This is a genomic window from Vreelandella maris, from assembly GCF_013371085.1.
Lineage (GTDB): Bacteria > Pseudomonadota > Gammaproteobacteria > Pseudomonadales > Halomonadaceae > Vreelandella > Vreelandella maris.
In genome coordinates this window covers 12379-35664 of the sequence record NZ_JABWCV010000025.1, presented here as the reverse complement: position 1 = coordinate 35664, position 23286 = coordinate 12379, and the positions used below count along the sequence as shown (strand labels likewise).

The 23286-nt window shown below is 53.6% G+C and carries 26 protein-coding genes; 11 read left to right on the top strand and 15 right to left on the bottom strand.

What is annotated here, in order from left to right:
* Positions 1 to 13 precede the first annotated feature (13 nt).
* Both putP and HUO07_RS17400 read left to right on the top strand, forming a co-directional pair.
* Complete coding sequence (putP, locus tag HUO07_RS17405) at positions 14 to 1504, top strand: sodium/proline symporter PutP (protein ID WP_176304611.1); 1491 nt, start codon at positions 14 to 16, stop codon at positions 1502 to 1504.
* A gap of 269 nt (positions 1505 to 1773) precedes the next feature.
* Positions 1774 to 2397: an OmpW/AlkL family protein gene (locus tag HUO07_RS17400; RefSeq protein ID WP_176304610.1), complete on the top strand. Its 624-nt coding sequence runs from the start codon at positions 1774 to 1776 to the stop codon at positions 2395 to 2397.
* A gap of 93 nt (positions 2398 to 2490) precedes the next feature.
* Here HUO07_RS17400 and HUO07_RS17395 read toward each other — a convergent pair whose 3' ends face one another.
* Positions 2491 to 2823: a YqcC family protein gene (locus HUO07_RS17395; RefSeq protein ID WP_176304609.1), complete on the bottom strand. Its 333-nt coding sequence runs from the start codon at positions 2821 to 2823 to the stop codon at positions 2491 to 2493.
* Between the two features lie 313 nt (positions 2824 to 3136).
* Here HUO07_RS17395 and HUO07_RS17390 point away from each other — a divergent pair, with 313 nt between their 5' ends.
* The 4 genes from HUO07_RS17390 (at position 3137) to HUO07_RS17375 (ending at position 6137) form a co-directional block, all read left to right on the top strand.
* The gene (locus HUO07_RS17390; protein WP_176304608.1) at positions 3137 to 4174 is read left to right on the top strand and encodes a DUF3549 family protein; all 1038 of its coding nucleotides are present in this window, start codon (positions 3137 to 3139) and stop codon (positions 4172 to 4174) included.
* Between the two features lie 36 nt (positions 4175 to 4210).
* On the top strand, positions 4211 to 4651 hold the full coding sequence (locus tag HUO07_RS17385) for a putative ATP-dependent zinc protease (protein WP_176304607.1): 441 nt from the start codon (positions 4211 to 4213) through the stop codon (positions 4649 to 4651).
* A gap of 43 nt (positions 4652 to 4694) precedes the next feature.
* On the top strand, positions 4695 to 5603 hold the full coding sequence (rimK, locus tag HUO07_RS17380) for a 30S ribosomal protein S6--L-glutamate ligase (protein WP_008957022.1): 909 nt from the start codon (positions 4695 to 4697) through the stop codon (positions 5601 to 5603).
* Positions 5604 to 5690: 87 nt separating this feature from the next.
* Positions 5691 to 6137 (top strand): hypothetical protein, encoded by a 447-nt coding sequence (locus HUO07_RS17375; RefSeq protein WP_176304606.1) that lies wholly within the window; start codon positions 5691 to 5693, stop codon positions 6135 to 6137.
* On the opposite strand, the gene HUO07_RS17370 is transcribed toward HUO07_RS17375, so the two are convergent.
* From HUO07_RS17370 to HUO07_RS17340, 7 genes are all read right to left on the bottom strand, one after another.
* Positions 6134 to 6856 carry a SanA/YdcF family protein gene (locus HUO07_RS17370; protein ID WP_176304605.1) on the bottom strand — a complete coding sequence of 241 codons (723 nt, stop codon included), beginning with the start codon at positions 6854 to 6856 and terminating at the stop codon, positions 6134 to 6136. The two genes, HUO07_RS17375 and HUO07_RS17370, sit on opposite strands and share 4 nt — an antisense overlap.
* A gap of 18 nt (positions 6857 to 6874) precedes the next feature.
* The gene (gene sufT, locus HUO07_RS17365; RefSeq protein WP_176304604.1) at positions 6875 to 7444 is read right to left on the bottom strand and encodes a putative Fe-S cluster assembly protein SufT; all 570 of its coding nucleotides are present in this window, start codon (positions 7442 to 7444) and stop codon (positions 6875 to 6877) included.
* A gap of 49 nt (positions 7445 to 7493) precedes the next feature.
* A complete protein-coding gene (locus HUO07_RS17360; protein WP_176304603.1) occupies positions 7494 to 8759 on the bottom strand; it encodes an aminotransferase class V-fold PLP-dependent enzyme in 1266 nt (421 codons plus the stop codon).
* 55 nt (positions 8760 to 8814) lie between these two features.
* Entirely contained in the window at positions 8815 to 10155 is a 1341-nt protein-coding gene (gene sufD, locus HUO07_RS17355; RefSeq protein WP_176304602.1) for a Fe-S cluster assembly protein SufD, read from the bottom strand.
* Positions 10152 to 10901, bottom strand: a complete 750-nt coding sequence (sufC, locus tag HUO07_RS17350) for a Fe-S cluster assembly ATPase SufC (protein WP_176304601.1) — start codon at positions 10899 to 10901, stop codon at positions 10152 to 10154. The genes sufD and sufC overlap by 4 nt, the downstream gene beginning before the upstream one ends.
* Before the next feature lie 73 nt (positions 10902 to 10974).
* Positions 10975 to 12417 (bottom strand): Fe-S cluster assembly protein SufB, encoded by a 1443-nt coding sequence (gene sufB, locus HUO07_RS17345; protein ID WP_176304600.1) that lies wholly within the window; start codon positions 12415 to 12417, stop codon positions 10975 to 10977.
* A 78-nt stretch (positions 12418 to 12495) separates the two neighbouring features.
* On the bottom strand, positions 12496 to 12960 hold the full coding sequence (locus tag HUO07_RS17340) for an SUF system Fe-S cluster assembly regulator (RefSeq protein WP_008957030.1): 465 nt from the start codon (positions 12958 to 12960) through the stop codon (positions 12496 to 12498).
* 307 nt (positions 12961 to 13267) lie between these two features.
* Between HUO07_RS17340 and HUO07_RS17335 the strand changes: the two genes are divergently transcribed.
* Entirely contained in the window at positions 13268 to 13471 is a 204-nt protein-coding gene (locus HUO07_RS17335) for a putative motility protein (RefSeq protein ID WP_008957031.1), read from the top strand.
* Between the two features lie 69 nt (positions 13472 to 13540).
* Here HUO07_RS17335 and HUO07_RS17330 read toward each other — a convergent pair whose 3' ends face one another.
* The 4 genes from HUO07_RS17330 to HUO07_RS17315 all read right to left on the bottom strand — a co-directional run bounded on the left by HUO07_RS17330 (position 13541) and on the right by HUO07_RS17315 (position 15504).
* Positions 13541 to 13879, bottom strand: a complete 339-nt coding sequence (locus HUO07_RS17330; protein ID WP_176304599.1) for a zinc ribbon domain-containing protein YjdM — start codon at positions 13877 to 13879, stop codon at positions 13541 to 13543.
* 103 nt (positions 13880 to 13982) lie between these two features.
* Entirely contained in the window at positions 13983 to 14459 is a 477-nt protein-coding gene (locus HUO07_RS17325) for a YbhB/YbcL family Raf kinase inhibitor-like protein (protein WP_176304598.1), read from the bottom strand.
* 89 nt (positions 14460 to 14548) lie between these two features.
* A complete protein-coding gene (locus tag HUO07_RS17320) occupies positions 14549 to 15106 on the bottom strand; it encodes a hypothetical protein (protein ID WP_176304597.1) in 558 nt (185 codons plus the stop codon).
* A 23-nt stretch (positions 15107 to 15129) separates the two neighbouring features.
* A complete protein-coding gene (locus HUO07_RS17315; RefSeq protein ID WP_176304596.1) occupies positions 15130 to 15504 on the bottom strand; it encodes a thiol-disulfide oxidoreductase DCC family protein in 375 nt (124 codons plus the stop codon).
* 93 nt (positions 15505 to 15597) lie between these two features.
* Here HUO07_RS17315 and HUO07_RS17310 point away from each other — a divergent pair, with 93 nt between their 5' ends.
* Both HUO07_RS17310 and HUO07_RS17305 read left to right on the top strand, forming a co-directional pair.
* Positions 15598 to 16086, top strand: coding sequence for a flavodoxin family protein (locus tag HUO07_RS17310; protein ID WP_176304595.1), 489 nt, complete (start codon positions 15598 to 15600; stop codon positions 16084 to 16086).
* A gap of 88 nt (positions 16087 to 16174) precedes the next feature.
* Positions 16175 to 17269: a histone deacetylase family protein gene (locus tag HUO07_RS17305; protein ID WP_176304594.1), complete on the top strand. Its 1095-nt coding sequence runs from the start codon at positions 16175 to 16177 to the stop codon at positions 17267 to 17269.
* Positions 17270 to 17344: 75 nt separating this feature from the next.
* Here HUO07_RS17305 and fadA read toward each other — a convergent pair whose 3' ends face one another.
* The gene (gene fadA, locus HUO07_RS17300; protein WP_176304593.1) at positions 17345 to 18523 is read right to left on the bottom strand and encodes an acetyl-CoA C-acyltransferase FadA; all 1179 of its coding nucleotides are present in this window, start codon (positions 18521 to 18523) and stop codon (positions 17345 to 17347) included.
* 23 nt (positions 18524 to 18546) lie between these two features.
* Positions 18547 to 20733 carry a fatty acid oxidation complex subunit alpha FadB gene (gene fadB, locus HUO07_RS17295; protein WP_176304625.1) on the bottom strand — a complete coding sequence of 729 codons (2187 nt, stop codon included), beginning with the start codon at positions 20731 to 20733 and terminating at the stop codon, positions 18547 to 18549.
* Positions 20734 to 20988: 255 nt separating this feature from the next.
* Between fadB and HUO07_RS17290 the strand changes: the two genes are divergently transcribed.
* Both HUO07_RS17290 and slyA read left to right on the top strand, forming a co-directional pair.
* The gene (locus HUO07_RS17290) at positions 20989 to 22143 is read left to right on the top strand and encodes a DUF5924 family protein (protein WP_176304592.1); all 1155 of its coding nucleotides are present in this window, start codon (positions 20989 to 20991) and stop codon (positions 22141 to 22143) included.
* Positions 22144 to 22219: 76 nt separating this feature from the next.
* Positions 22220 to 22672 carry a transcriptional regulator SlyA gene (gene slyA, locus HUO07_RS17285; protein ID WP_035556925.1) on the top strand — a complete coding sequence of 151 codons (453 nt, stop codon included), beginning with the start codon at positions 22220 to 22222 and terminating at the stop codon, positions 22670 to 22672.
* Here the strand turns inward: slyA and HUO07_RS17280 are convergent.
* Positions 22651 to 23220 carry a preprotein translocase subunit YajC gene (locus HUO07_RS17280; protein WP_176304591.1) on the bottom strand — a complete coding sequence of 190 codons (570 nt, stop codon included), beginning with the start codon at positions 23218 to 23220 and terminating at the stop codon, positions 22651 to 22653. The two genes, slyA and HUO07_RS17280, sit on opposite strands and share 22 nt — an antisense overlap.
* Between the last annotated feature and the right edge of the window lie 66 nt (positions 23221 to 23286).

Here is a 23286-nt window from a genome sequence, read left to right as displayed (position 1 = left end):
AGGAGACTTTTTTATGGCTATTGGCGTTTGGATCAGCCTTTTTGCTTACTTTGCGCTCATGATTGGCATCGGCCTTTATGCTATGCGCAAATCCACATCCACCTCGGAAGATTACATGCTAGGTGGCCGAACCCTTAGCCCAAAGGTGGCGGCCCTGTCGGCTGGCGCTTCAGACATGAGCGGGTGGTTGCTGCTGGGGTTACCCGGGGCGATGTTCGTATCCGGCTTGGGCTCAGCCTGGATCGGTATCGGCCTGTTCGTGGGTGCCTTCTTTAACTGGGTGCTGGTGGCACCGCGCTTGCGTGAACAGACGGTGCACTATGGCAATGCGATTACGATTCCAGCCTTCTTGGCCAACCGGTTCCCCACTCGGTCAATGTCGCTGAGAACGGTCTCCGCCATCGTCATCGTTATCTTTTTCGCGGTATACACGGCGTCAGGCTTAGTGGCAGGCGGTAAGCTGTTCGAAAGCGCCTTTGCTGGCGTCATCAACATTGGTGGCCTGAGCGATTACGCTACGGGCATCATCATTACGCTGGGTGTGGTCCTGGTCTATACCGTGGTCGGCGGTTTTCTGGCCGTGAGCATGACGGACTTCGTGCAAGGCTGCATCATGATGCTGGCCTTGGTGATCATGCCAGCGGTGGTGCTGTTTGGCGAAGGTGGCGGTGGTTTCACCCAAGCGTCACAGACACTCAATGAGGTCGATCCCACGCTACTGTCATGGACAGAAGGATTGACCTTTATCGGCTGGCTCTCTGCCGTTACCTGGGGCCTGGGTTATTTCGGCCAACCACATATCATCGTACGCTTCATGGCTATCCGAACGCTGAAAGATGTGCCTATTGCCCGCAATATCGGCATGAGCTGGATGGCCATCTCGCTGATTGGCGCAGTCTCTCTGGGCATATTTGGCCGTGCCTACGCGGTACGTAATGGCATGGACGTAGAAGATCCGGAAACGATCTTTATTATCCTAGCCGAGCTGCTGTTCCATCCGCTGGTCACTGGCTTTCTCTATGCTGCTCTGCTGGCGGCGGTCATGAGTACCATTTCCAGCCAACTGCTGGTGGCGTCTTCATCACTGACCGAGGACTTCTATCGCCTGTTCTTTCGTAAAGAAGCGACCGATAAAGAGTGTGTGGGCGTAGGCCGGATCAGTGTCGTACTGGTTGGCTTGGTGGCAGCCGTTATCGCGTCAGACCCGGATTCACAGGTGCTTGGACTAGTTAGTAATGCCTGGGCAGGCTTTGGTGCCGCGTTTGGCCCGCTGATTATCTTGTCGCTGATGTGGTCGCGCACGAACGGTGCTGGCGCTATCGCTGGCATGGTAGTGGGTGCCGCCACTGTCATGATCTGGATTGCATTGGGCTGGAACGGTGAATTTATGGGTGGTCCCGGTGTGTATGAGATCATTCCCGGCTTCATCGCTTCCTTTATTGCTATCCTGATAGTGAGCAGTATGACAGCCGATGCGGGTGAATATCAGCACATCACTCGCTAACCAATAAGTTGTTCATGAGACCTTTGCGTGTCAGATATATCGACAACAGGAAGGTCTCTACATTACAGCCCTTCTGCGCTGTATGTGATCGGGCCACCTTCGGGTGGCCTTTTTATGCCTGCCGTTCATGTTATGAATAACGAATCTGGCGTTAAGGCAGCCCACCCTTGCCCTAGATCAATAACCAGTGACCACCTCTTTATTAAACTCTTAAACATCATGAAGTGGCTTATCCATAGCCGCTTAGCAATGCCACTAGGAGTCAACTCATGCGTAAAGCCGCCCTTCCCACCCTACTCGTTTCCAGTATTGCCGCTGCGGCTTTGATGACCAGCAGCCAGGTATTCGCCTATGGCGCGGGTGACTTTTTTACCCGCGTGGGTGTTGCAAAAGTGGACCCGACAAGCAATAACGGTGAGATATTAGGCGCCGATGTTAATGTCGATGCAGAGACGAATTTTGCCTTCACGCTAGGCTATCGCTTCCACGACAAGATGGGCGTCGAGCTGCTGGCCGCACTACCCTTCAAACACGACCTGCAAGTGGAAGGCGTGACCGATGGCTCTACCAAGCACTTGCCACCTACCCTCACATTACAGTACTACCCGTTAGGGGGTACCGAGGCCCGTGTTCAGCCTTATGTCGGCGCAGGTATTAACTACACTCTCTTCTCTGACGAAAAAACCGATATCGGCGCGTCATTGGAGCTTGACGACTCCTGGGGCGCAGCGGGTCAAGTCGGTATCGATCTGCTGATTGATGAACATTGGGCGTTAAATGCTGCGGCGTGGTATATCGATATCGATTCCGATGCCAAGGTGGGCGGTGCAGAGGCGGGCACCGTTGAGATCGACCCAGTAGTGGTAATGGCGGGCCTCAGCTACCGTTTCTAAGCCGCCTTCAAAAGCGTTATGACAGATGTAATTTACAAAGCCTGCCTTGCGGCAGGCTTTGTATTTTAAACCGCTTTCACCTTTAAATACTGTTCAGCTTTCAGTGACTAACTGGTCAACTTTCTCTACCGCGTGTACAACAAGCAATTGATGATGTGCAGGTGTTTTCTCCTGCTGCAAATACGCGGCCACAGCGGGAGCCACTTCGCACTTGGCGGGCATGGCGGCACGGGCCTCAATTAAGGCGTTTAAGCGAGCAATGAATACAAAGCGCACCCATTGAGGCAGCGACATCGTGTCAATGCAAAACGGCTGCTGGCTGGCGAATGCATCAGCGTCAGGTGTCGGCATACGCCATAGATCGGCGGCTTTCATCGCGGCTTCAAGTTCTAGAAGTGCTGTCTGTAGCGGTTGAAAAGTACTCATAACGTCGTTTGTAACTACCTCGAAAAATGAAAAAGCGTATCTTATTACTATTATCCCCATTCGGCTGGCTGCTTGCCAATCAAGGTCACTTGTGAAGAGTTATCCATAGACTCACAGAAAACCTGCACGAGCCTGTGGATAAACTATGGAAAGGTGTCGCAGCGCTTGCTCTCATGGGGCTTTCGCACAGTTGTTTACTTTTTAACCACACTGTCATGTAAGACATACCCGTTGGCCGGTATTTATCCGCCTCGGCGGCTGACAGTGACCCATCATCAAGGTAGAGTGCAGGCTTGCAACGCGGAAGGATGTCATGCAACCGATTCAAACCCTTGATGAGTTTTTTACCCGCAGCGGCGCAGAGGTTTCCCTTTACCATATGGGCCGCCATGTGGTCGCCTGCCCACGGGAGTCCCTCGCCGCCTTTGAGCGTGGCGAACTGGCGTGGCCAGAACCTTGGCAAGGCCAAGCACGTTTAGCCATTCTGTTCCGTTTGGGGGATATGCCCGAACCTGCCATTTGGTTTTTAGCGCTGCCACTAGATGAACAGGGAATGCTTGCCCCTGCTCAGCGTGATGCGTTTTTAAATCGTCTGCTGGAAACATTAGGTCGAGCTGTTTCTCAGGTGGGACGTGAAGAAACAGCGGACGTGGACCACTTAATGAAGGATAATCCCCTCGCCTTTACGCCCAGCGTTACCTTTCAAGCGATACTCAATGCCCGTGCCACTTCTGACGCAGGGCTACCTGCCAGCCAGCATTTTGAGCCGGTTGAGGATTACTTGAGTGGCCAGCAAGCGATTGATTGGCAGGCATTGGGATTACAGGGAATTGCCGATTACGTCGTTCGTATGGAATCGCCCGACGCGGACACGTTAGCGCTGAGACTGCCTGACCTACCTACCGCCGTTATTAACTCCGTGTGCTACTGTTTAGAGCACCAGGCACTGCCACAGGCATTAGTCGACGCGCTGCAACGTCGTGGCGAAGCCGCCGCACAAGCGGGCGACATTGAAACCTTATGTGCTTGCCTGCGCGCTGTGGGTAATACGAATGCAATAGCGGTGGGCAATTGGTACTCCGCTTTACTTAAAGACACCACAGTTTGTGGGCCGGATATGCTGGCTGCCATAGCCGGGCGTGGCTGGGTGTATCTTGAAGACGCTGAGCGCTTACCTCTTTTTCTACAGCGTTTGGCGGAAGATGAGCGTACTGATTTTGCCGCGGTAGTGCGTGATCTTGCTCTCATCCCACGGCTACGTTTACCGGTCATGATGGCCATGCGTGATGCGCCCGAAGGCTCTTCTATTCAACACCGTTTGAGCATGATGATGTCGCAGAGAAAGGCTTGATTTGATGTTGTCATTTTTAATTGCAAGGAGTGAGCCGTGAAGGAATTACCCTATCAGGCCAAGGCGGTCATTGGACGCCGTGAAATGGTGACGTTACCTGAGCTAGGGCTTCACCTGTGCTGTAAAGCAGACACTGGTGCGCGTACTTCTGCCCTGCATGCAGAAGAGATAGAGACACATGAAGATGAACATGGTCAACTATGGGTAAGTTTTATTACCCACAGCGCTGGGCCAACTACACCCGCCCATCGCTACAGTCTACATTTACATGATCGACGCCGAGTCACCAGTTCAAACGGACATAGCGAGTGGCGCTATGTAATACGTACCCCAATGCAAATGGGTGATTTGAATTTTCCGGTTGAACTGACCCTGACTGACCGCAGCAATATGCGCCACCCAATGTTATTAGGACGCCGCGCTATGCGCCGCCTGCTAATTGCACCCGGTGCGGCATTTTTGCACGGTGAGCCTTAACCCCTTTTATTAGCCGCCTTTATTTAGACTCGGAGTCCCCTACATGCATATCGCTCTGCTATCGCGCAACCGTAATTTGTACTCTACACGCCGTCTGGTTGAAGCTGCAGAGCAGCGTGGGCATACCGCTCGTGTGGTGGACACGCTGCGCTGCTATATGAGCATTACCTCCCACCACCCTTCGATTCACTATAAAGGTCAAGAAATTGAGCACTTTGATGCGGTCATCCCCCGCATTGGTGCGTCGGTGACCTTTTATGGGTGTGCGCTGTTACGCCAGTTCGAGATGATGGGCACCTACGTTATCAACGATAACGTTTCAATTACACGCTCGCGGGACAAACTACGCTCACTTCAGCTATTGTCACGCAAAGGGCTGGGGCTACCGATTACCGGCTTTGCGCACTCTCCGGACGATATTCCTGACTTGATCACCATGGTCAAAGGCGCCCCGCTGGTGATTAAGCTGCTTGAAGGCACCCAGGGAATTGGCGTGGTGTTAGCGGAAACGAACCAGGCGGCGGAATCAGTCATTCAGGCCTTCATGGGTATGAAAGCCAATATCATGGTTCAGGAGTACATTAAGGAAGCACGCGGTGCTGATATTCGCTGCTTAGTGATCGGCGATAAAGTCGTGGCTTCGATGAAGCGTCAGGCGGCGGATGGTGAATTCCGCTCGAACCTACACCGCGGGGGCTCCGCCAGCGTGATCCGAATCACTCCTGAAGAGCGTTCAACGGCGATTCGTGCAGCCAAGGCCATGGGTCTGCGCGTTGCCGGTGTCGACTTGTTACGCTCAAATCACGGCCCGGTGATTATGGAGGTTAACTCTTCGCCTGGTTTGCAGGGCATTGAGAACGCCACCGGCAAGGATATTGCGGGCATGATCATTGAGCACATTGAAAGAAATGCCGCCCCAGCTCGTAAAGCGCCGCCCAAGCCTAAAGGCTAAGGCAAAATCTTAAAATAATCCGATTCGGGGGTGGCAAATCGACGCTGTCCCCCCCACAATCTGCGTCACCGAAGGAGGTAGACGCTCATGTTTCTCGATAATCGCCAAGTGGCGATGGACAGCGTATTGGAAGCGCTGGCCGATAGCATTGATTATTTCCAAGACAATATCGAACGCCTGCGCCCCTCACTGCGCGACGCTTTAAAGCCGCATTATACTGAGCGGCTTAAGCAGATGCGTAAATTGCAGGAGCTTGCCCGTGCGCATTTGAAAATGCTGCCTCGGGATGCAGACGTTGAACGCGATGACTTTTTATGGCTTTGGAGCCGTCTAAAAAGCTTCGTAGGTAACGATAGCCAAGTATTGATCAATGAGTTATTAGAGCAAGAGCGTGTATTGATGCAAGCGCTCTCTTCGCTCTTTACCCATCCGCTACCTGATCCCATCGAACCGGTGGTAGAGGAATGCATGCGGGGGTGCCGTAAACTGATTCGCGAGCTCTATGCGCTGCAAAAGCGCAAAACGCAACGCTAGGGTGCCGAAAAGCGTTCGTTTAGTGACGGCAGAATTAGCTCGATGGGCGCACGCTTCTTAAACTCTATGGGCTCTGGAGTGCCGAGGAAATAGGGCTCCCTGCCCCATAGATACAGATCGCCCAGGGTAGCCACACGCGCTGCCCACTCGCGCAGTTTTAACCGCCACTCGACTCCCACCGTGGCATCATCCGCCACGCAGCCAGTAACATCCATCCCCAACGCACGTCCAATGTACACCGCGCGGGGAAGGTGCCAGCTCTGGGTAATCAGTAGCGCTTTATCCAACTGAAACACATCCCGTGCCCGCGCAAGGGTGTCATAAGTGCTAAAGCCCGCAAAATCCATGGTCAATTGCTCTGATGCAACGCCGCGCCGATAAAGCTCGCGCCACATCGCTCGTGGCTCGTTATACGCTTGGGTACGATTATCTCCAGACAGCAACAGATGCTCGACCTGGGACTGTTCAATCAAGGTGGCCGCAGTACGCATTCGCGCATGAAAGTGCGGATTCCGAACACCGCTGCGCGTCCAGTGAGAAGTACCGAAGACGACTCCCACACTCGCGGGACGGCACTGCTGCGGTTGACGTTCGATATAAGCAGCTGTCGTCGCGAGCACCCAAAAATTGCCACCTATAAACAGCAATGTCGCCAGCAGCGACAGTGCTCCTAGCGACATTAGTAAGCGCTTTAACCATTTCAACAAGAGGTTATGCATCCAGTTCCCCAGCTGGGGTTAGAACATGCCGAGTTCAAGCTTGGCCTCGTCACTCATCATGTCACGGCTCCAGGGGGGACTGAAGACTATCTCGGTGTGTACTTTGCTGATCTGCGGTGCACCAAGAATCTTATTGCGCGCATCCGCTGCAATAACATCGCCCATACCGCATCCCGGGGCGGTTAGCGTCATACGAATAGTCGCAATGCGCTCGCCGCTGATCAGGCGCTCAATGCGGCAGCCGTAAACTAGGCCCAAATCAACAATATTGACGGGGATCTCTGGATCGAAGCAGGTGCGTAACTGATCCCACACAAACTGCTCGATTTCCTCTTCACTGGCAGTTTCAGGTAGTGTGGGGCGGGGCAACGACTCAAGCCCCAGCGCATCAAGGTTGCTCCCCTCAATCAAGTACAGGCGCCCCTCAAAACCGACGCTCACCGAGCTACCTTTAGCCTGCATGACGCTGACTACGCTATCTTCAACGAGCGTTTCCGTACTACCAAACGGAATGGCAATAGCCTCCACATCGCGCTGGAGCGGCAACTGTTGACCCCGTTCGAGACTGGCTACTTGCTCAAGATCCATATCTGTCCTTAAAAACGTTCTTCAAAGAGCTGGCCTTAAAGAACCGACCTTAACGCACCATACCAATGACACGATTGAGTGCTTCAATAAAGCTATCCACTTCTTCGAACGTATTATACGCAGCAAATGAAGCACGGCACGTCGCATCGACTCCGAAATGATGCAGCAAGGGCTGCGCGCAGTGGTGGCCGGTTCGAATAGCCACGCCGAGTTGATCTATCAATAAGCCGATGTCTTGCGAATGCGCCCCTTCCACCACAAACGACAACACGCCTGCTTTTTGCGGTGCGGTGCCTAAGATACGCAGCCCATCGATTCGTCCAGCCGCTTGCGTCGCGCGGTCAAGCAACTGCCCTTCCCACTCGCCGATAGCAGCAACACCAACGCTTTCTACCCACTCAAGTGCACGCCCCAGCGCAATGACTTCCGCAATGGCGGGCGTTCCGGCTTCAAACTTGTGCGGAAAATCGGCGAAGGTGGTGCCTGCACCGAAAGAGACGGTTTTAATCATCTCACCGCCGCCCTGCCAAGGCGGCATCGCCTCCAGCAAAGCCTGCTTGCCATACAGCACGCCTACGCCGGTTGGCCCATACACTTTGTGGCCCGAGAAGGCGTAAAAGTCAGCATCAATCGCCTGCACATCGACTACCTGATGAGGGGCAGCTTGGGCGCCATCAATCAGAATCAAGGCGCCGTGCTGGTGAGCAAGTGCCGCCATTTCCTGCACAGGGTTAATGGTCCCTAGCGCATTAGAGACATGATTGACCGCTACCAGCTTTGTACTCTCACTCAGCAGTGCGCGATAAGCAGCCATATCCAATGCGCCATTGGCCTCAACGGGAATCACTTTAATGGTAAACCCGATCTCGGCGGCCAACAGTTGCCAGGGCACAATATTGGAGTGGTGCTCCAACATTGAGATCAGCACTTCATCGCCAGGTGCTAGGTTTTTACGTCCCCAGCTCTGCACGACCAAGTTGATGGCTTCCGTGGTACCGCGGGTAAAGATGATCTGACGCGCATCTTCCGCGTTGAGAAACGCCCGCACCTTGTGACGCGTGCCTTCAAACGCCGCCGTTGCCTCATCGGCAAGGGTATGCAGCCCACGGTGAATATTGGCGTTATAGCGTGAGTAATAATCGCTGAAGACGTCAATCACCTGTTGAGGCGTCTGGCTAGTCGCCGCGTTGTCTAAATAGATTAGCGGCTTGCCGTGCACTTCACGGGCAAGTACCGGAAAATCCTGACGCAGACGGGCGACATCAAAGGGTGCTTGCACTTGCGCGGGCGCCTGCTCAATAACGGTATTTGGCATCAATCACTCCTCGTTGAGCCCTTGAGGCTAGTCTTTAAAAGCGGGTCTTAAAGAACTAGTCGTTAAGTGCGGCTGCCGCTTCAACAAGCCCAGCAAGATTAAAGCGCTCCGGCAACTTACCCGCAACCGCGAGTTCAACGCGCTCGGCAATCGCATCCAGGCTAACTTTATCCAACACCTCTCCCGCAAAGGCGAGGGTTAGCAGGCCTCGTGCGGTGGCTTCATCGATACCGCGCGTGCGCAGGGCATAGACCGCCTCTTCGTCCAGCTGGCCGGTAGTGGTGCCGTGTGAACACTTAACATCATCGGCGTAGATTTCAAGCTCAGGCTTGGCATCGATGTGAGCACGATCCGAAAGCAGCAGGTTTTGATTGCTCTGAAACCCTTCAATTTTCTGGCTGTCGCGCTTGACGTAGACCTTGCCGTTAAACACGCCGTGAGCGCGGTCATCCAGAATGCCTTTGTAGTTCTCATTAGAGAACGTCAGCGGCGCATTGTGGTTGACCTTGGTGTGGTTATCGACGTGCTGGCGACCTTGACCAAAGAACAGGCCCAGGAAGTTGGTTTCCGCGCCCTGGCCGTTCAAATCACTGATCAAGTCGTTACGCACTAGTGCGCCGCCCAGGCTCAGGTTGTACGAGGTATAGCGTGTATCGCGGCCCTGCTCGACATGAATGCTCGCCACATGCATATCACCCAATGGTGCTTCTTGTAGCTTGTAGTGAGCAAGGATCGCCCCACGATCAAGCATCAGTTCACCCACGACGTTGGTGAAGTTGGTCGCTTCGCTTTCGCCGGTGTAGTGTTCAATCAACGTGGCTTCGCTGCGGCTACCTGCTTCCACCAGTACGCGCGGGTGACACATCACCGGCTGGCCAGCGCGGGACAGAAACTGCAGCAGGATAGGTTTCTCAACGACCGTTCCCGGTGCAATGCGCACCACAGCGCCCTCTTCCATAAATGCCGTATTCAGCGCCGCAAACGGTGAGAAACCCACCCCGGTTAAGCGACCCAGCGGGCCACCAACTGCTTCGTGGTTCTCCGCCAGCGCCTTGGAAAGCGGTAACACCTGGACGCTTGACGGCAACGAGTCCACATCCGAGAGCGCCGACGAGAAAACACCATCCACGAAGGTCAGGCGGTAAGCATCGATGGGCAGCGTCAGCGCCGCGGCACTGGCCTGAGAGAACTCGGCGTTGTCGGCGAGCGCAAAGTTGCCTTGAGCAATTGAGCGCACGTCGGTGTATTTCCACTCTTCATCACGCCGAGTCGGAAAACCCAGCGCTTCAAAGCGGGCTGCACCCGCCTGACGACGTGCAGCAATCCACGTGGGCTCCGCCTGATAGTGCGGGCTGCGCGCTTTGAGTGTATCTAAAAAGGTTTGCGTATCGCTCATGCCACAGACTCCTCGATACCTTCGTACCCATTGGCTTCCAACTGCTTAGCTAGTTCAGCGTCACCGGTCTTAACGATACGACCATCGACCAGGACGTGAACCTGATCAGGCACGATGTAATCCAGCAGGCGCTGGTAGTGAGTCACCAGCAGAATGGCGCGGTCTTCAGCGCGCAGGCTGTTGACACCATCGGCGACCACTTTCATGGCGTCGATATCCAGTCCAGAGTCGATTTCGTCGAGCATCGCAAGCTTCGGCTGAAGCACCAGCATTTGCAGGATCTCGTTGCGTTTTTTCTCACCGCCAGAGAAGCCTTCATTAACGGCGCGCTGCAGGAAGCTGGCGTCCATTTTCATGTAACCAAGCTTCTCTTTCACCAGCTTCATAAACTCCGGCGCTGGCATTTCGCCTTCGCCGCGGGCGACGCGCTGGGCATTCAGCGCCGATTTCAGCAGGTAGATATTTTTAACACCCGGGATCTCGACCGGATACTGAAAACCCAGCAGCAGGCCCGCCTGGGCGCGTTCTTCAATTTCCATTTCGAGCACGTCTTTGCCTTCAAAGGTAATAGTGCCCTGGGTGACTTCGTAGCCATCTTTACCAGCGATAACCGCTGATAGCGTCGACTTACCCGCGCCGTTCGGCCCCATAATGGCGTGCACTTCACCCGCATTGATGGTCAGGGTGAGGCCTTTGAGGATTTCATTACCTTCGACGGAGACGTGTAAATCATTCACTTGCAACATATTGATTACCTTCTAATTCTAGCGAGTCGCTACGGCGACACTGATATAATTAAGTAGTCTAAACGGCTAACGATTAACCTACCGCGCCTTCCAGGGTGACGTTGAGCAGCGCTTCCGCTTCCACGGCAAACTCCATCGGCAGCTCTTGGAAAACGTCTTTACAGAAGCCATTCACAATCATGCTGACCGCGTCTTCTTCCGAGATACCGCGGCTCTGGCAGTAAAACAGCTGGTCTTCACCGATTTTCGAGGTGGTCGCTTCGTGTTCGATAGTCGCCGTGCTGTTGCCAATTTCCTGATAAGGGAAGGTATGCGCACCGCACTTATCGCCAATCAACAGCGAATCGCACTGAGTAAAGTTACGTGCCCCTTTGGCCCGCGGGCCGATTTTCACCAAGCCGCGGTAGGACTGATCACTGCGACCGGCGGAGATACCTTTAGCCACGATATAGGAACGGGTGCCTTCGCCAATGTGAATCATCTTGGTGCCTGTGTCGGCCTGCTGGCGGCCATTCGTTACCGCAACGGAGTAGAACTCACCAATACTGTCCTTGCCGCGCAGTACGCAGGAAGGGTATTTCCAGGTAATCGCCGAGCCAGTTTCAACTTGAGTCCAGCTAATCCGTGAACGGTCGCCACGGCAGTCGCCACGCTTAGTAACGAAGTTGTAGATACCGCCCTTGCCATTCTCATCACCGGGATACCAGTTCTGCACGGTGGAGTACTTGATGTAGGCATCGTCCAGAGCGACCAGCTCAACGACTGCAGCGTGCAGCTGGTTTTCGTCACGCATCGGCGCGGTACAGCCTTCCAGGTAGGAAACCTGGGCGCGGCTTTCGCAAATAATCAGCGTGCGCTCAAACTGGCCGGTATTGGCCGCGTTAATGCGGAAGTAGGTAGACAGCTCCATCGGGCAAGTCACGCCTTCCGGCACGAATACGAAAGAGCCGTCGGTGAAGACCGCTGAGTTGAGCGCCGCGAAGTAGTTATCCGCCACCGGCACCACGGTGCCTAGATACTGCTTGATCAGTTCCGGATAGTCGCGGATAGCCTCGGAGATAGAGCAGAAGATAACCCCTGCTTCACCAAGCTGCTTTTTGAAAGTGGTGGCTACCGACACGGAGTCAAATACTGCATCAACGGCAACGCCAGCCAGCGCGGCGCGTTCATGCAGCGGAATACCCAGCTTCTCGTAGGTCTCCAGCAGCTTGGGATCGACTTCATCCAGGCTCTGGGGGCGGTCTTCCGGGCGCTTGGGCGCACTGAAATAGGAGATCGACTGGTAATCGATCGGTGGGTAATCGAGATGCGCCCAGGATGGCGCTTCCATCTTCAACCACTGACGATAGGCATCCAAGCGCCACTCCAGCATCCACTCGGGTTCGCCCTTTTTCTTGGAAATAAAGGCGATGGTGTTTTCATCCAGGCCAGGTGGCAGGGTGTCGCTTTCAATATCGGTTACGAAGCCGTCTTTGTATTCGCGACGAACCAACTGTTCCATTTCTTCGCTTGCCATGGTGATACCCTCCGGGCAGTTGGGTGGCGAGATTATCGCCTTTAATAATAAAGTAGGCCTGCTGTGCTTGCGCCGCGCTTAGGCCGACGCCGCCGACAGGCTGATCGTTTGAATAGGTAGTTGCACCGGCAATTTTATGGGTGCTGTATCGGCTAAATGCGCTAAGGTCACGCTTTCAAGCAGCGTTCGCATCGCCAATGAAACCCGCTGCCAGTTGTCAGCCACACCACAGGTAGCCACAAGCTCGCAATCGCCTTCCGCTTGGCTACACTCGGTCATGGCAACAGGGCCTTCAATCGCCGCAATAATGTCAGCTGCCGTAATCTGTGATGCTGGCCGCGCCAAGCGATAACCGCCTTGCGCACCACGCTGGGAAACCAACAGTCCCGCACGTGCCAACATTTTAAGTGTTTTACTTACTGTGGGGTGTGGCAGCTGCACAGCCTCAGCCAAGTCGGCCGCTGCATGTGATGCTTGGGAGTGACGGGCAATTTGTGCCATCACTACAGCGGCATAGTCTGTCAGCCGAGAAAGCTTGAGCATGTCGACTCCCCTTTTATGTGCTTGGTACGCAGTCAATCAACTGGTTGGCTGCATCAATTGAGTACCATTTTAGTCCTGTATAAATTTGATGTGAAGCCCTTGAGTTAAATGGTTGGCAATTTGAGCAAAATAACAGCACGATCGACGCTAATCGCATCAAAAACAACAATCATTATCATTTAAAAAAGCTATTAGCTTTATACTGCTGCTGGCTATCGCTTTGCATGTACGAACAGCATCTGGTAATTTCGATTGAGTATTGAGTGCCATCGCTCTGGATGGCGGCTTGCTATTCGAGGATTAAAAGATGGATTCAGCAGTCAACAATATGGTCAGCGCCTCAATGGCGATGCAGCAGGTGCAAGTCGTCCAGCAGGCCCAGTTTAACGTTTTTAAAGAGGCGTTAGACGGACAAGCAGCGCATATTACTGCGCTAATGGACAGCGTTGCCCAGGCCCCACAACTGGCCACAAGTGGAAGCGTCGGTACGCAAATTAATACCACTGCGTAAAAGTCGAGGGCTGATAAATCAATAGCCCCTGACATCAGAGGGCTATTTTTTTGACTGCCTGGTTTAACGCTAGGCTTTCTTAACAAATTCAGATTTAAGCTTCATCGAGCCGATGCCGTCAATTTTACAGTCGATATCGTGATCGCCCTCTACCAAGCGGATGCTTTTCACTTTGGTGCCCACTTTAACCACCAGTGAACTGCCTTTAACCTTTAGATCCTTGATCACCGTGACACTATCGCCGTCGACCAACATGTTGCCGTTAGCATCGCGCACGCCTGAAGCTTCTTCAGCGCTCTCCTCTGCTACCTTTGACCACTCGTGGCCACACTCTGGGCAGACGTATTGAAGCCCATCATCGTAGCTAAATTCGGAAGCGCAGGCAGGACAGTTAGGCAGATCACTCATGGGATGGCTCCATCGCTTGGCTAATAGAAAAGGCTGATTCAAGGCCTAAGAAAGCGATGGAGCCTACACGGATTATTCCGCTTGTCTACTTTTGCAGATGCGATCAATCACGCTGATACGTGCCTACCAAACGATTCATGCCTAGCAGATTAGGCTCTATTTCTTTGAGTAGCTCGGCAAGCGTTAGTCCTTCAGGCAGCGAGGTTTGATGGTCCAGCGCCAACACCCAGAAATAATAAAGATGCTTACCATGCCCTTCAGGGGGCATCGGGCCAAAGTAACCAACTCCGCCTTTATCATTGGCGCCAGCAGTGCCCACAACACTCTTTTCAGTTAACTCATGGGTATCTGCGGGCAAGTTATAGAGCACCCAATGTACAAAGCCGTAGCTGCCATCCTTGACCAAAGGAGCATCTGGATCGTGACAGATAACAGCGAAACCCTGGGTTCCCTCGGGAGCATCTTTCCAAGCTAGGGCAGGCGAAACATTTTCCCCCTCACCAGTGTGCTTGGAAGGAATCGCTTGATGATCAGCAAACGCTGGGCTGGTAACCTGCATTGATGAAAGTGCAAATGCCATGTTTTTCTCCTCGGTCTATCTGATGGGCCTTGGTTTATCTGATGCCTTGATTTATCTGATGAGCCGCTGCTGAGTGTGAAGGCTATTAATCAGCGGGTCACCTGCTCAGCGTGTTGTTGCCACCACTGCTGAGCAGACGCCACATTCTCAGCATTATGTGTGGGGTCAAGTACTACCCCTAACTGAACGTAATCGCCACCTGTTCGAACCATTAGCTGAGGATCTTGAGTGGCTAGCTGAAGCGCGTAGAGAACCAGCATTTGTTCATACGCATCGCTGGTGTTCAACCGAGCAAACAGCAGTGGAACAGCAGGAAGCCCTATTTCGCCTAATTGCTCAGCGGCAATGTACCAGGGACGACGGTTGTCACGATCACCGTAGCTGGTCACAAAACGCCGATCTGCCAAACGGCTAACATAGTAGGACGCTTCCTCTTCGGGACTGATAAATAGCGGCGGCACCCAGTCACTCGCCGTGGCGGCCTCCGGCGCTGTCGTGGCGGCAGGCGCGGGTTGCGGGCTGGCTAACGGTGCATCAGCCGCTGTCTGGCTAGGGGTGGGCGAAGGATGCTGTCCACCGGCACAGCCCGCGAGCAATAAGCTTACACCTACCCCTACCACCCTTAGATATAGCGCACTTCGCTGCATTGTCAGGCTTCCTTTGCTAGACATTAGAGAGGCCACCGGCCCTGTTTCTGTAGGCGACGCTTTACCCACACATCATAAAGGGTTCGCAGTGCTGGTTTAATCCCAGGCAAGCCAATCAGCCAAGCGACCGGGACCAGTAACGGAACACGCTTCATCAACAAACGGTAGGCGTCAATACCTTCTATTAATTGACCTTGCTCGGTTTCGACATGCAGAGAGCGTAGCGCTACTGCAGGGTCAACACCCTTTGCACATAGAGCTTGCTCATTTTCGCTTACGTCAAGCCAACCGATATCTTTTGCATGGCGACCCGACCAGCGCTCATAGCGCCGACGCTCTTGTCGACAAAGAGGGCACTGGGCATCGTAATAGACATTGATCAATGTCTTACTGGACATATTGCTTCTCAACTTTAAGACTCTTAAGCAGTGTGGCATTTTCATTATGTGGCGCAACCCCTTGCTGCCCCACATTTCAATTAGGTCTTTGCTATGAATGCTGAGCTTAGTAATGAATTTAGTAAACAACTGTTAGTGATTGCTCATGCCCCGTCGGCGAACACCCGCCTTCTGCGCGAAGCGGCCGCGCGGGGCGCTAGCCATCCCGATCTTGAGCAGGTGCAGTGTGTGGTGAAAGCGCCTTTGGAGGCAGGCCCAGAGGATGTACTAGCCTGCGATGCCATCCTGCTCGGTACCACGGAGAATCTGGGCTATATGAGTGGCGCGCTAAAAGATTTCTTTGACCGCACCTACTATTCTGTTCTAGAAAAAAAGCAAGGATTGCCCTGTGCGCTCTATATCCGTGCAGGCCATGACGGCACGGGCACTCAGCGCGCAGTAGAAAGCATCGTGACTGGCTTACGCTGGCGCTGGGTACAGCCCCCTCTCATTTTACGCGGTGAATGGCAGCCAACGTTTGCAGATCAAGTAGAAGAAATTAGCATGACCTTAGCATTTAGTGTTGAAAGCGGCATTGTATAAAAACGCGCAGCCTGCCTTACTGCAGGTAAGCACTTCGTGCATTCAGTGCGATTGAGAGTAATCAACGCACGATTCTTAGGTAGCCATTATGCACAACGTCATTGCCTTTTATGATAATCGCGTACTCGCTCACGAACCCAACATTGATGCCGATTTTTTACCTCAGCGAATCGATAAGCGTATTCGCCATCTGCTTGCTGGCTTACCTGTGCCTTGGAAATATCCTGAGCACCCTGGGCGATTAACCGCTATTCAACAGCTGCTTGAGAGAGCCCCCATTGAAGGTTTAAAAATTGAAGGGGGTAAAGCGGCTACCCATGAGCAGTTAGCGCGTGTGCATACCACTTCCTATCTAAGCGACATTTTCAGCCTGCGCGGCAAAAATGCCTGGCTGGATGTGGACACCACCGCGGTTTCACCGGGTAGCGTTGATGCCGCTGAAGTCGCCGCTGGAACGGCTATTGCCGCAGTGGAAGCAGTGATGGAAAAACGCGCTAAAAGCGCCTTTGCTCTTGTGCGCCCGCCGGGACACCACGCCGAACCTGTTCGCGCCCGCGGCTTTTGCTTGTTTAACAATGTAGCTGTGGCGGCAGCCCATGCCCGCAGCGCGCTAGGTTGCGAAAGAGTGCTCATTGTTGATTGGGACGCCCACCACGGCAACGGTACCCAGGATATTTTCTGGGCAGAGCCCGACGTGATGTTTTTTGATATTCACCGGGCAGCGCCTTTCTACCCCGGCTCTGGCCATCTTGAAGAGGTAGGCGCTGGGTTAGGCGAAGGCACCACCATCAACGTCCCCCTACCCGCTGGCGCCGGTGATGAAGCGTATTTAAAAGCTTTTCGCGACATCCTAGCGCCAGCGGCTGCCTGGTTTAAACCGGATATCATCTTAGTTTCTGCAGGCTTTGACCCACACTGGCATGACTTAGCGCTCAACGTTTCTTATGAAGGGTTTGGCGCGCTAACCGGCTTTATGCAACAGCTGGCCGAACAGCACTGCGAGGGCCGTTTGGTATTCATATTAGAGGGCGGCTACAACCTTGAGTCACTGGCCAACGGTACAAGGGCGGTGCTCGCGGTTCTGGCGGGCAACACAGTACCGGTACCCGATACCTGCGGTATTGCGGAAGTACAAGCCGCAGCGGATTTTCACCGCACGGCTTTTCAATCTGAACCTGAATAGTGCTTTTCTGAACAAAAACCTGACAAATAAAAACGGCACCTCGAAGGATGCCGTTTAAGTACCTAAGCGCTATGGTTATTTCAGTCGTTCAAACACCGTTGCAACGCCCTGCCCCATGCCGATACACATGGTCGCCAAGCCCAGGGTGGTATCGCGCTGCTGCATTACGTTCAACAGCGTGGTGCAGATACGCGAGCCCGAGCAACCCAGCGGGTGCCCAAGGGCAATGGCACCACCGTTGAGGTTAACCTTCTCGTCCAGCGCATCCAGGAAACCTAAGTCTTTTAGCACTGGAATACCCTGAGCGGCAAACGCTTCGTTGAGCTCAACCGTTTGGATATCAGCGGCAGAGAGACCAGCAGCTTTAAGCGCTTTCTTGGACGCTGGCACTGGGCCATACCCCATGATGGACGCATCGCAACCCGCCACACCGGTCGAAAGCACTCGCGCGATGGGTTCTAAGCCCAGTGCTTGAGCGCGCTCGTAGCTCATCACTGCCATTGCCGAGGCGCCGACAGAAAGCGCCGAGGACGTACCCGCGGTCACGGTACCGTTGCGCGGATCAAATACCGGCTTGAGGCTCGCCATAGACTCCAGGGTAGAGTCGGGGCGAATAACCTCATCGCGCTGAACCATCACCCTAAAGCCGCGCTGATCATGGCCTTCAACACCGATAATTTCATTATCGAAGTAGCCCTTCTCCATCGCCGCTTGAGCGCGCTGGTGGGAACGCACGCCAAACTTGTCCTGCTCTTCTCGGGAAACACCGTGCATTTTGCCCAGCAGTTCAGCGGTCAAGCCCATCATCATCGCCGCTTTGGCCGCGTATTTGCTGGCCGCCGGGTTGACGTCAACGCCGTGGGCCATGGGTACGTGCTCCATGTGCTCCACGCCACCGATGATAAAGAAATCACCCATGCCCGCTTTGATATTGGCCGCCGCGATATGCAACGCCGTCATCGAAGAACCGCACAAACGGTTAACCGTTTGCGCAGGTACCGAACGGGGAATACCGGTCATAATCGCCGCATTGCGAGCAATATTCATTGATTGCTCAAGCGTTTGATTCACACAGCCCCAGATCACATCATCAACTTCCGACGGGTCTAGGTTTGGGTTACGCGTAAATAGTGCCTGCATGGCCGCAGCGGAGAGGTTCTCAGCGCGAACGTTACGAAAAGCACCATTCTTGGCTTTCGCCATGGCGGTACGGACACCGTCAACCACCACAATATCTCTCGGACTCAAACTCATCTTTTATCTCCTATACGTGGTGGTTAGGCTTGGTTGGCAGACTTATCGTTGGAATAGAATAACTCGCCGTTTTGAGCCATCTGACGCAGCTTATCGGTCGGCGCGTATAGCGGCCCCAGCTCTTCGGCTAGCCCTTCTGCGAGTTTCACAAACTCAGCCACGCCCATCGCATCGATGTAGCGCAGAGCGCCACCGCGGAATGGCGGGAAGCCGATGCCATAGATCAATGCCATATCAGCTTCAGCCGGCGTCGCTACAATGCCATCTTCCAAACAGCGTACGGTTTCCAAGCAGAGCGGCACCATCATGCGAGCGATGATGTCTTCGTCGGAAAACTCTTTGTGCTCCTTCACCACCTCTTTGACCAAGGCGTAAGCCGCTTCGTCGGTCACTTTCTTCGGCTTACCCTTCTTGTCCTCTTCGTAGGCGTAAAAACCCTTGTCGTTCTTCTGGCCCAAGCGGTCATTGTCGTACATGACCTGGATAGCGGTTTTGCCCTCGCGCGCCATACGATCAGGGAAGCCTTCGGCCATGACTTCATTAGCGTGTACGGCGGTATCAAGGCCGACCACGTCAAGCAAGTAGGCAGGCCCCATCGGCCAGCCAAACTTCTCCATCACTTTATCAACGCGCTGGAAGTCAGCGCCCTGCTCAACTAGGAAGCTAAAGCCACCAAAGTAGGGGAACAGTACACGGTTGACCAAGAAGCCGGGGCAGTCGTTAACTACAATCGGCGTTTTGCCCATGGCGCGAGCGTAGGCCACGGTGGCACCCACGGCGGCGTCCGAGGTTTTCTCACCACGGATAACTTCCACCAGCGGCATGCGGTGCACAGGGTTGAAGAAGTGCATACCGCAAAAGTTTTCAGGCCGCTTTAGGTTTTGCGCCAAGCGGTTGATCGAGATGGTTGAGGTATTGGAGGTGAGAATAGTGTTCTCGCCCACCACGCCTTCCACTTCGGTAAGTACCGCGTCTTTGACCTTGGGATTCTCAACAACGGCTTCAACAACAAGGTCGACGTTATCAAAATCACCGTAAGAGAGCGTCGGACGGATGTTGGTGAGCTTTTCAGCCATTTGCTCGGTCGTGAATTTCTTCCGCTCTACCTGTTTGGCAAATAGTTTGCGGGCTTCTTTCAGGCCTAACTCTATCGCGTCGTCCTTAATGTCTTTCATCAGGATCGGCGTGCCCTTGGAAGCGCTCTGATAGGCAATACCACCGCCCATAATACCCGCGCCCAATACCGCCGTTTGTTTCACCGGCTGCGCCTGTTTTTCGTAATTGCTGGCTTTCTTTTTAACCACTTGGTCATTAAGAAACAGGCCGACCAGGTTGAACGCTACGCTGCTTAGCGCCAGTTTGGCGAAAGCCTTGGCTTCAATTGCCTGAGCACGGCCGCGCTCTTCACCAGCGCCTTTCTGTATCACTTTGATCGCTTCAACCGGCGCGGGATAGTGCGGCCCAGCCTTGCCAGCGACATACCCTTTGGCGGTTTCAAACGCCATCATCTGCTCAATCGGGTTGAGCTTCAGCGGGCTGGTCTTTTCAGCACGACGCGCCTGATAATCCAGCTCACCTGCATTGGCGCGATCAAGGATATCCAGCGCGGCGTCTTCCAACTGCTCTGCACTCACCACGGCATCCACAGCGCCCATCTTCAACGCGGCATCAGCACGATTTTCAGTACCGCCAGCGATCCATTCGATAGCGTTATCAGCGCCGATAATACGTGGCAGGCGCACACAGCCGCCCCAGCCGGGCAAAATGCCGAGCTTGGTTTCTGGCAAGCCAATCTTGGCTTTCTCGCTCATCACGCGAAAATCGGTGGTTAGCAGTACTTCACAGCCGCCCCCTAGGGCCAACCCATTAATCGCGGTAACGGTGGGGAAAGGCAGGTCTTCGATGGCGTTGAAAATATCGTGTACCTTGAGATTCATCTCAACCAGATACTCTTCACCTTTATCAAAGAGGGTGTGAAACTCAGTAATATCTGCACCGACGATAAACACTTCTTTACCACTAGCAATCAATAAGCCTTTTAAACTATTTTCAGCTTGGATTGCTTTGACGGCTTCACCCAGCTCTGCCACCACTGCGCTGGATAGTTTGTTGACGGACTCACCTTTCAGATCAAAAGTGAGCATAGCGATGTCATTGCCACTCGGGGTGTCACGACGTGTCACCGTGATGGCGTTGCCTTGGTAGATCATCCGCGCTCTCTCCACAATTCGGGTTGGTTCCATAAAAGGAACCCGCCACACTTTTATTCGACCAATAGAAATATACGGTCAACACAACCCAATCGATTTCATACGGCCGTTTGATTGCTTTAGCTTGGTTGAGTTGCCTGTGTTCGTCAAGCCCTGACTTTTGGCTAATTTATCCATCTACTGAGACCAGCACTCCCCTGCGGGCGTTCATGCTGCTAGGATCACGCTTCCAATTATTTTGCAGGTTAACTGTCTATGGGCGCACTGCTCACGCCATCCCGCATTGCCACCGTTCAGCGGCATATAGAAAGCATTGTCGAGCGACTAAAGCCATGGAGCTGGCTATGGCCGCCCATGGCATTTTCTGCCGGTTTAGGCAGTTTCTTTCTGGTCGATCGCCAACAGTGGCTGGGGGCTGCCCTCGCGCTAGGGCTTTTGTTCGCCTGGACGCTACTGCTTTCCGAAGGTTTAATCAGCCGCTGGCTAAAACGTCGTGGCCACCCAACGCCACCAAGAGGCGTAACGACGTTTATTGCCCAGATGATTCACCAGGAAACGCTTTTTTTCACGCTGCCGTTTATTTTAGTTACTACCGTATGGAATAGTGGCCAGACGCTGTTTGCACTGCTTGTGGGCGTGATGGCGCTACTATCTATCATCGATCCCATCTATTTTAAAATTTCCGAACGATGGCGTAGCCTTTACTTCTTATTCCACGCCATGTGCGTGTTTCTCGTATTGCTCGTGACGTTACCGATCATGGTACACCTCACCACCGGGCAAAGTTTACTCTTAGCGCTCGGGATCACGGTCGTGGTCGCCCTCCCTAGCTTTTGGCATCTACTAAAGCAAAGTTCTTTCAAGCGCTGGTGCGCCTTTTTTGGCTTAACGTTGGTGTTAGCGTACGGCGCTTGGCTAGGGCGCATTTGGGTACCCCCTGCCAGCCTATGGATGACCAGCAGTGCTCTCTCTCCTGGGTTTGACGTCGAGCAGCGCTTACCCCAAGGCTCAATGACGCTGACTCCCCAGGCCATTAGCGATAATGGGCTCTATGTGTATACCGCTATCAGAGCACCGCGTGGACTGAGTGAAACCATTACCCACGCTTGGCATCATAATGGTGAGCCAATGGACGTAGTGGAATTGAACATCAACGGCGGACGCGAGCAGGGATACCGCGCATGGAGTCACAAACAAAACTTTCCAGAAGATCCAACCGGGCAGTGGCGCATCGACATTATGACAAGCACTGGGCAACGCTTAGGATTAATACGCTTTGAGGTGGCAGAGGATAGCCAGCAGGCTTCTCTAGCCGATGGAGAAATACACGCCAGTGGCTTAAGCGGATTGAACTTACGGCGCTTTGTACCGGGCCGTACTAATGATGCAGAGGCGCAACCGGATGACTGAATTGTTAATCGCCTTGCATTCAGTGGCGCAGCTTATGACAATTCGCTTACTCACACTTATTGGTAGCTAGTTAATTATGGCTTCAACGATTGGTTTTCGTATCGCACGCTTGCCGCATCTATGGCGTTCAATTCTAGATCGACGACTTGCTCCCTTAGGCTTAACGCAAACGCGCTGGGTCACGCTCTATCACTTGTGGCGTATGGGCGAGGGACACCCACAGTGCGATCTTGCCCGCGCCATTGGTGTTGAGGCACCGTCCTTGGTGCGCACTCTCGGCCAGCTTGAAGAGCAAGGTTTGGTGGAACGCCGTGCCTGTGACAATGACCGCCGTAGCAAACGTATCTATCTGACGCCAGCCGCTATGCCGTTGTTGGAAAAAATCGACAGTGTTGCCCAGCAGGCGCGTAAAGAGATGTTTGCAGGCTTGAGCGAGGAGAACCTTGAACAGCTCAATGAATGGCTGGCGGTGATTGAAGCCAACGGGTTAGCCATTCAGGCCCGGGATCAAGACGGCCCAGCCTCATGATCATTCTTTGAGGTTGGCGCAGTCTGCTCTGTCCCTTTGAGCGGTTGACCGGTGGGCCGATCGACATGGCCCTGAAGAGTATCAATCAGTTGCTTAAACTCAGGTAAATATGTCGTGAATCGTTCAGCGGTTTGCGATTCCCACCACCATAGGGTCAGCGCGAAGGGAGTCGACTGTATCACCAGCGCGTCTTGTGGCAAACGCTCAAGCAGTGCTTTTAACGGTATCTCGGCATTATCCGGAAGCGGCCGCAACGGGGCTATTCGCCAACGCCAGCCCGCATGATACGGTGCTAAAGCTTCACTCGCATTGCTATCTCTGACCAAAAGGAAATCCGGCCCAGGTGCTGACTGAGGATAGTGCCACCGGTAGGCAGGCATCGTCCCTTTAAAGTGGTGAAGCGGTGGTTTTTCCAGTTTGATAGTTACGCCTTGCTTGGCAATTTGCGTGCGCAGCGTCTGCTGGCGCCTCTGGCGTGGACTGGGCTTTAGCCACATCACCGGTGCGATGACAAACATCGAAATTGCTATAATAATTAGCCATTCCATCTCTACATTTCCTCTAACGTGAGCCACAATGTATAAGCTATTCTAACCTTCATGACTCAGGTCGTT

What these genes read in the sequence shown, in the direction of transcription:
- putP (WP_176304611.1), top strand. Translation starts at nt 14, where the DNA reads ATGGCTATTGGCGTTTGGATCAGCCTTTTTGCTTACTTTGCGCTCATG.
- HUO07_RS17400 (WP_176304610.1), top strand. Translation starts at nt 1,774, where the DNA reads ATGCGTAAAGCCGCCCTTCCCACCCTACTCGTTTCCAGTATTGCCGCT.
- HUO07_RS17395 (WP_176304609.1), bottom strand. Translation starts at nt 2,823, where the DNA reads ATGAGTACTTTTCAACCGCTACAGACAGCACTTCTAGAACTTGAAGCC.
- HUO07_RS17390 (WP_176304608.1), top strand. Translation starts at nt 3,137, where the DNA reads ATGCAACCGATTCAAACCCTTGATGAGTTTTTTACCCGCAGCGGCGCA.
- rimK (WP_008957022.1), top strand. Translation starts at nt 4,695, where the DNA reads ATGCATATCGCTCTGCTATCGCGCAACCGTAATTTGTACTCTACACGC.
- HUO07_RS17375 (WP_176304606.1), top strand. Translation starts at nt 5,691, where the DNA reads ATGTTTCTCGATAATCGCCAAGTGGCGATGGACAGCGTATTGGAAGCG.
- HUO07_RS17370 (WP_176304605.1), bottom strand. Translation starts at nt 6,856, where the DNA reads ATGCATAACCTCTTGTTGAAATGGTTAAAGCGCTTACTAATGTCGCTA.
- sufT (WP_176304604.1), bottom strand. Translation starts at nt 7,444, where the DNA reads ATGGATCTTGAGCAAGTAGCCAGTCTCGAACGGGGTCAACAGTTGCCG.
- HUO07_RS17360 (WP_176304603.1), bottom strand. Translation starts at nt 8,759, where the DNA reads ATGCCAAATACCGTTATTGAGCAGGCGCCCGCGCAAGTGCAAGCACCC.
- sufD (WP_176304602.1), bottom strand. Translation starts at nt 10,155, where the DNA reads ATGAGCGATACGCAAACCTTTTTAGATACACTCAAAGCGCGCAGCCCG.
- sufC (WP_176304601.1), bottom strand. Translation starts at nt 10,901, where the DNA reads ATGTTGCAAGTGAATGATTTACACGTCTCCGTCGAAGGTAATGAAATC.
- sufB (WP_176304600.1), bottom strand. Translation starts at nt 12,417, where the DNA reads ATGGCAAGCGAAGAAATGGAACAGTTGGTTCGTCGCGAATACAAAGAC.
- HUO07_RS17340 (WP_008957030.1), bottom strand. Translation starts at nt 12,960, where the DNA reads ATGCTCAAGCTTTCTCGGCTGACAGACTATGCCGCTGTAGTGATGGCA.
- HUO07_RS17335 (WP_008957031.1), top strand. Translation starts at nt 13,268, where the DNA reads ATGGATTCAGCAGTCAACAATATGGTCAGCGCCTCAATGGCGATGCAG.
- HUO07_RS17330 (WP_176304599.1), bottom strand. Translation starts at nt 13,879, where the DNA reads ATGAGTGATCTGCCTAACTGTCCTGCCTGCGCTTCCGAATTTAGCTAC.
- HUO07_RS17325 (WP_176304598.1), bottom strand. Translation starts at nt 14,459, where the DNA reads ATGGCATTTGCACTTTCATCAATGCAGGTTACCAGCCCAGCGTTTGCT.
- HUO07_RS17320 (WP_176304597.1), bottom strand. Translation starts at nt 15,106, where the DNA reads ATGCAGCGAAGTGCGCTATATCTAAGGGTGGTAGGGGTAGGTGTAAGC.
- HUO07_RS17315 (WP_176304596.1), bottom strand. Translation starts at nt 15,504, where the DNA reads ATGTCCAGTAAGACATTGATCAATGTCTATTACGATGCCCAGTGCCCT.
- HUO07_RS17310 (WP_176304595.1), top strand. Translation starts at nt 15,598, where the DNA reads ATGAATGCTGAGCTTAGTAATGAATTTAGTAAACAACTGTTAGTGATT.
- HUO07_RS17305 (WP_176304594.1), top strand. Translation starts at nt 16,175, where the DNA reads ATGCACAACGTCATTGCCTTTTATGATAATCGCGTACTCGCTCACGAA.
- fadA (WP_176304593.1), bottom strand. Translation starts at nt 18,523, where the DNA reads ATGAGTTTGAGTCCGAGAGATATTGTGGTGGTTGACGGTGTCCGTACC.
- fadB (WP_176304625.1), bottom strand. Translation starts at nt 20,733, where the DNA reads ATGATCTACCAAGGCAACGCCATCACGGTGACACGTCGTGACACCCCG.
- HUO07_RS17290 (WP_176304592.1), top strand. Translation starts at nt 20,989, where the DNA reads ATGGGCGCACTGCTCACGCCATCCCGCATTGCCACCGTTCAGCGGCAT.
- slyA (WP_035556925.1), top strand. Translation starts at nt 22,220, where the DNA reads ATGGCTTCAACGATTGGTTTTCGTATCGCACGCTTGCCGCATCTATGG.
- HUO07_RS17280 (WP_176304591.1), bottom strand. Translation starts at nt 23,220, where the DNA reads ATGGAATGGCTAATTATTATAGCAATTTCGATGTTTGTCATCGCACCG.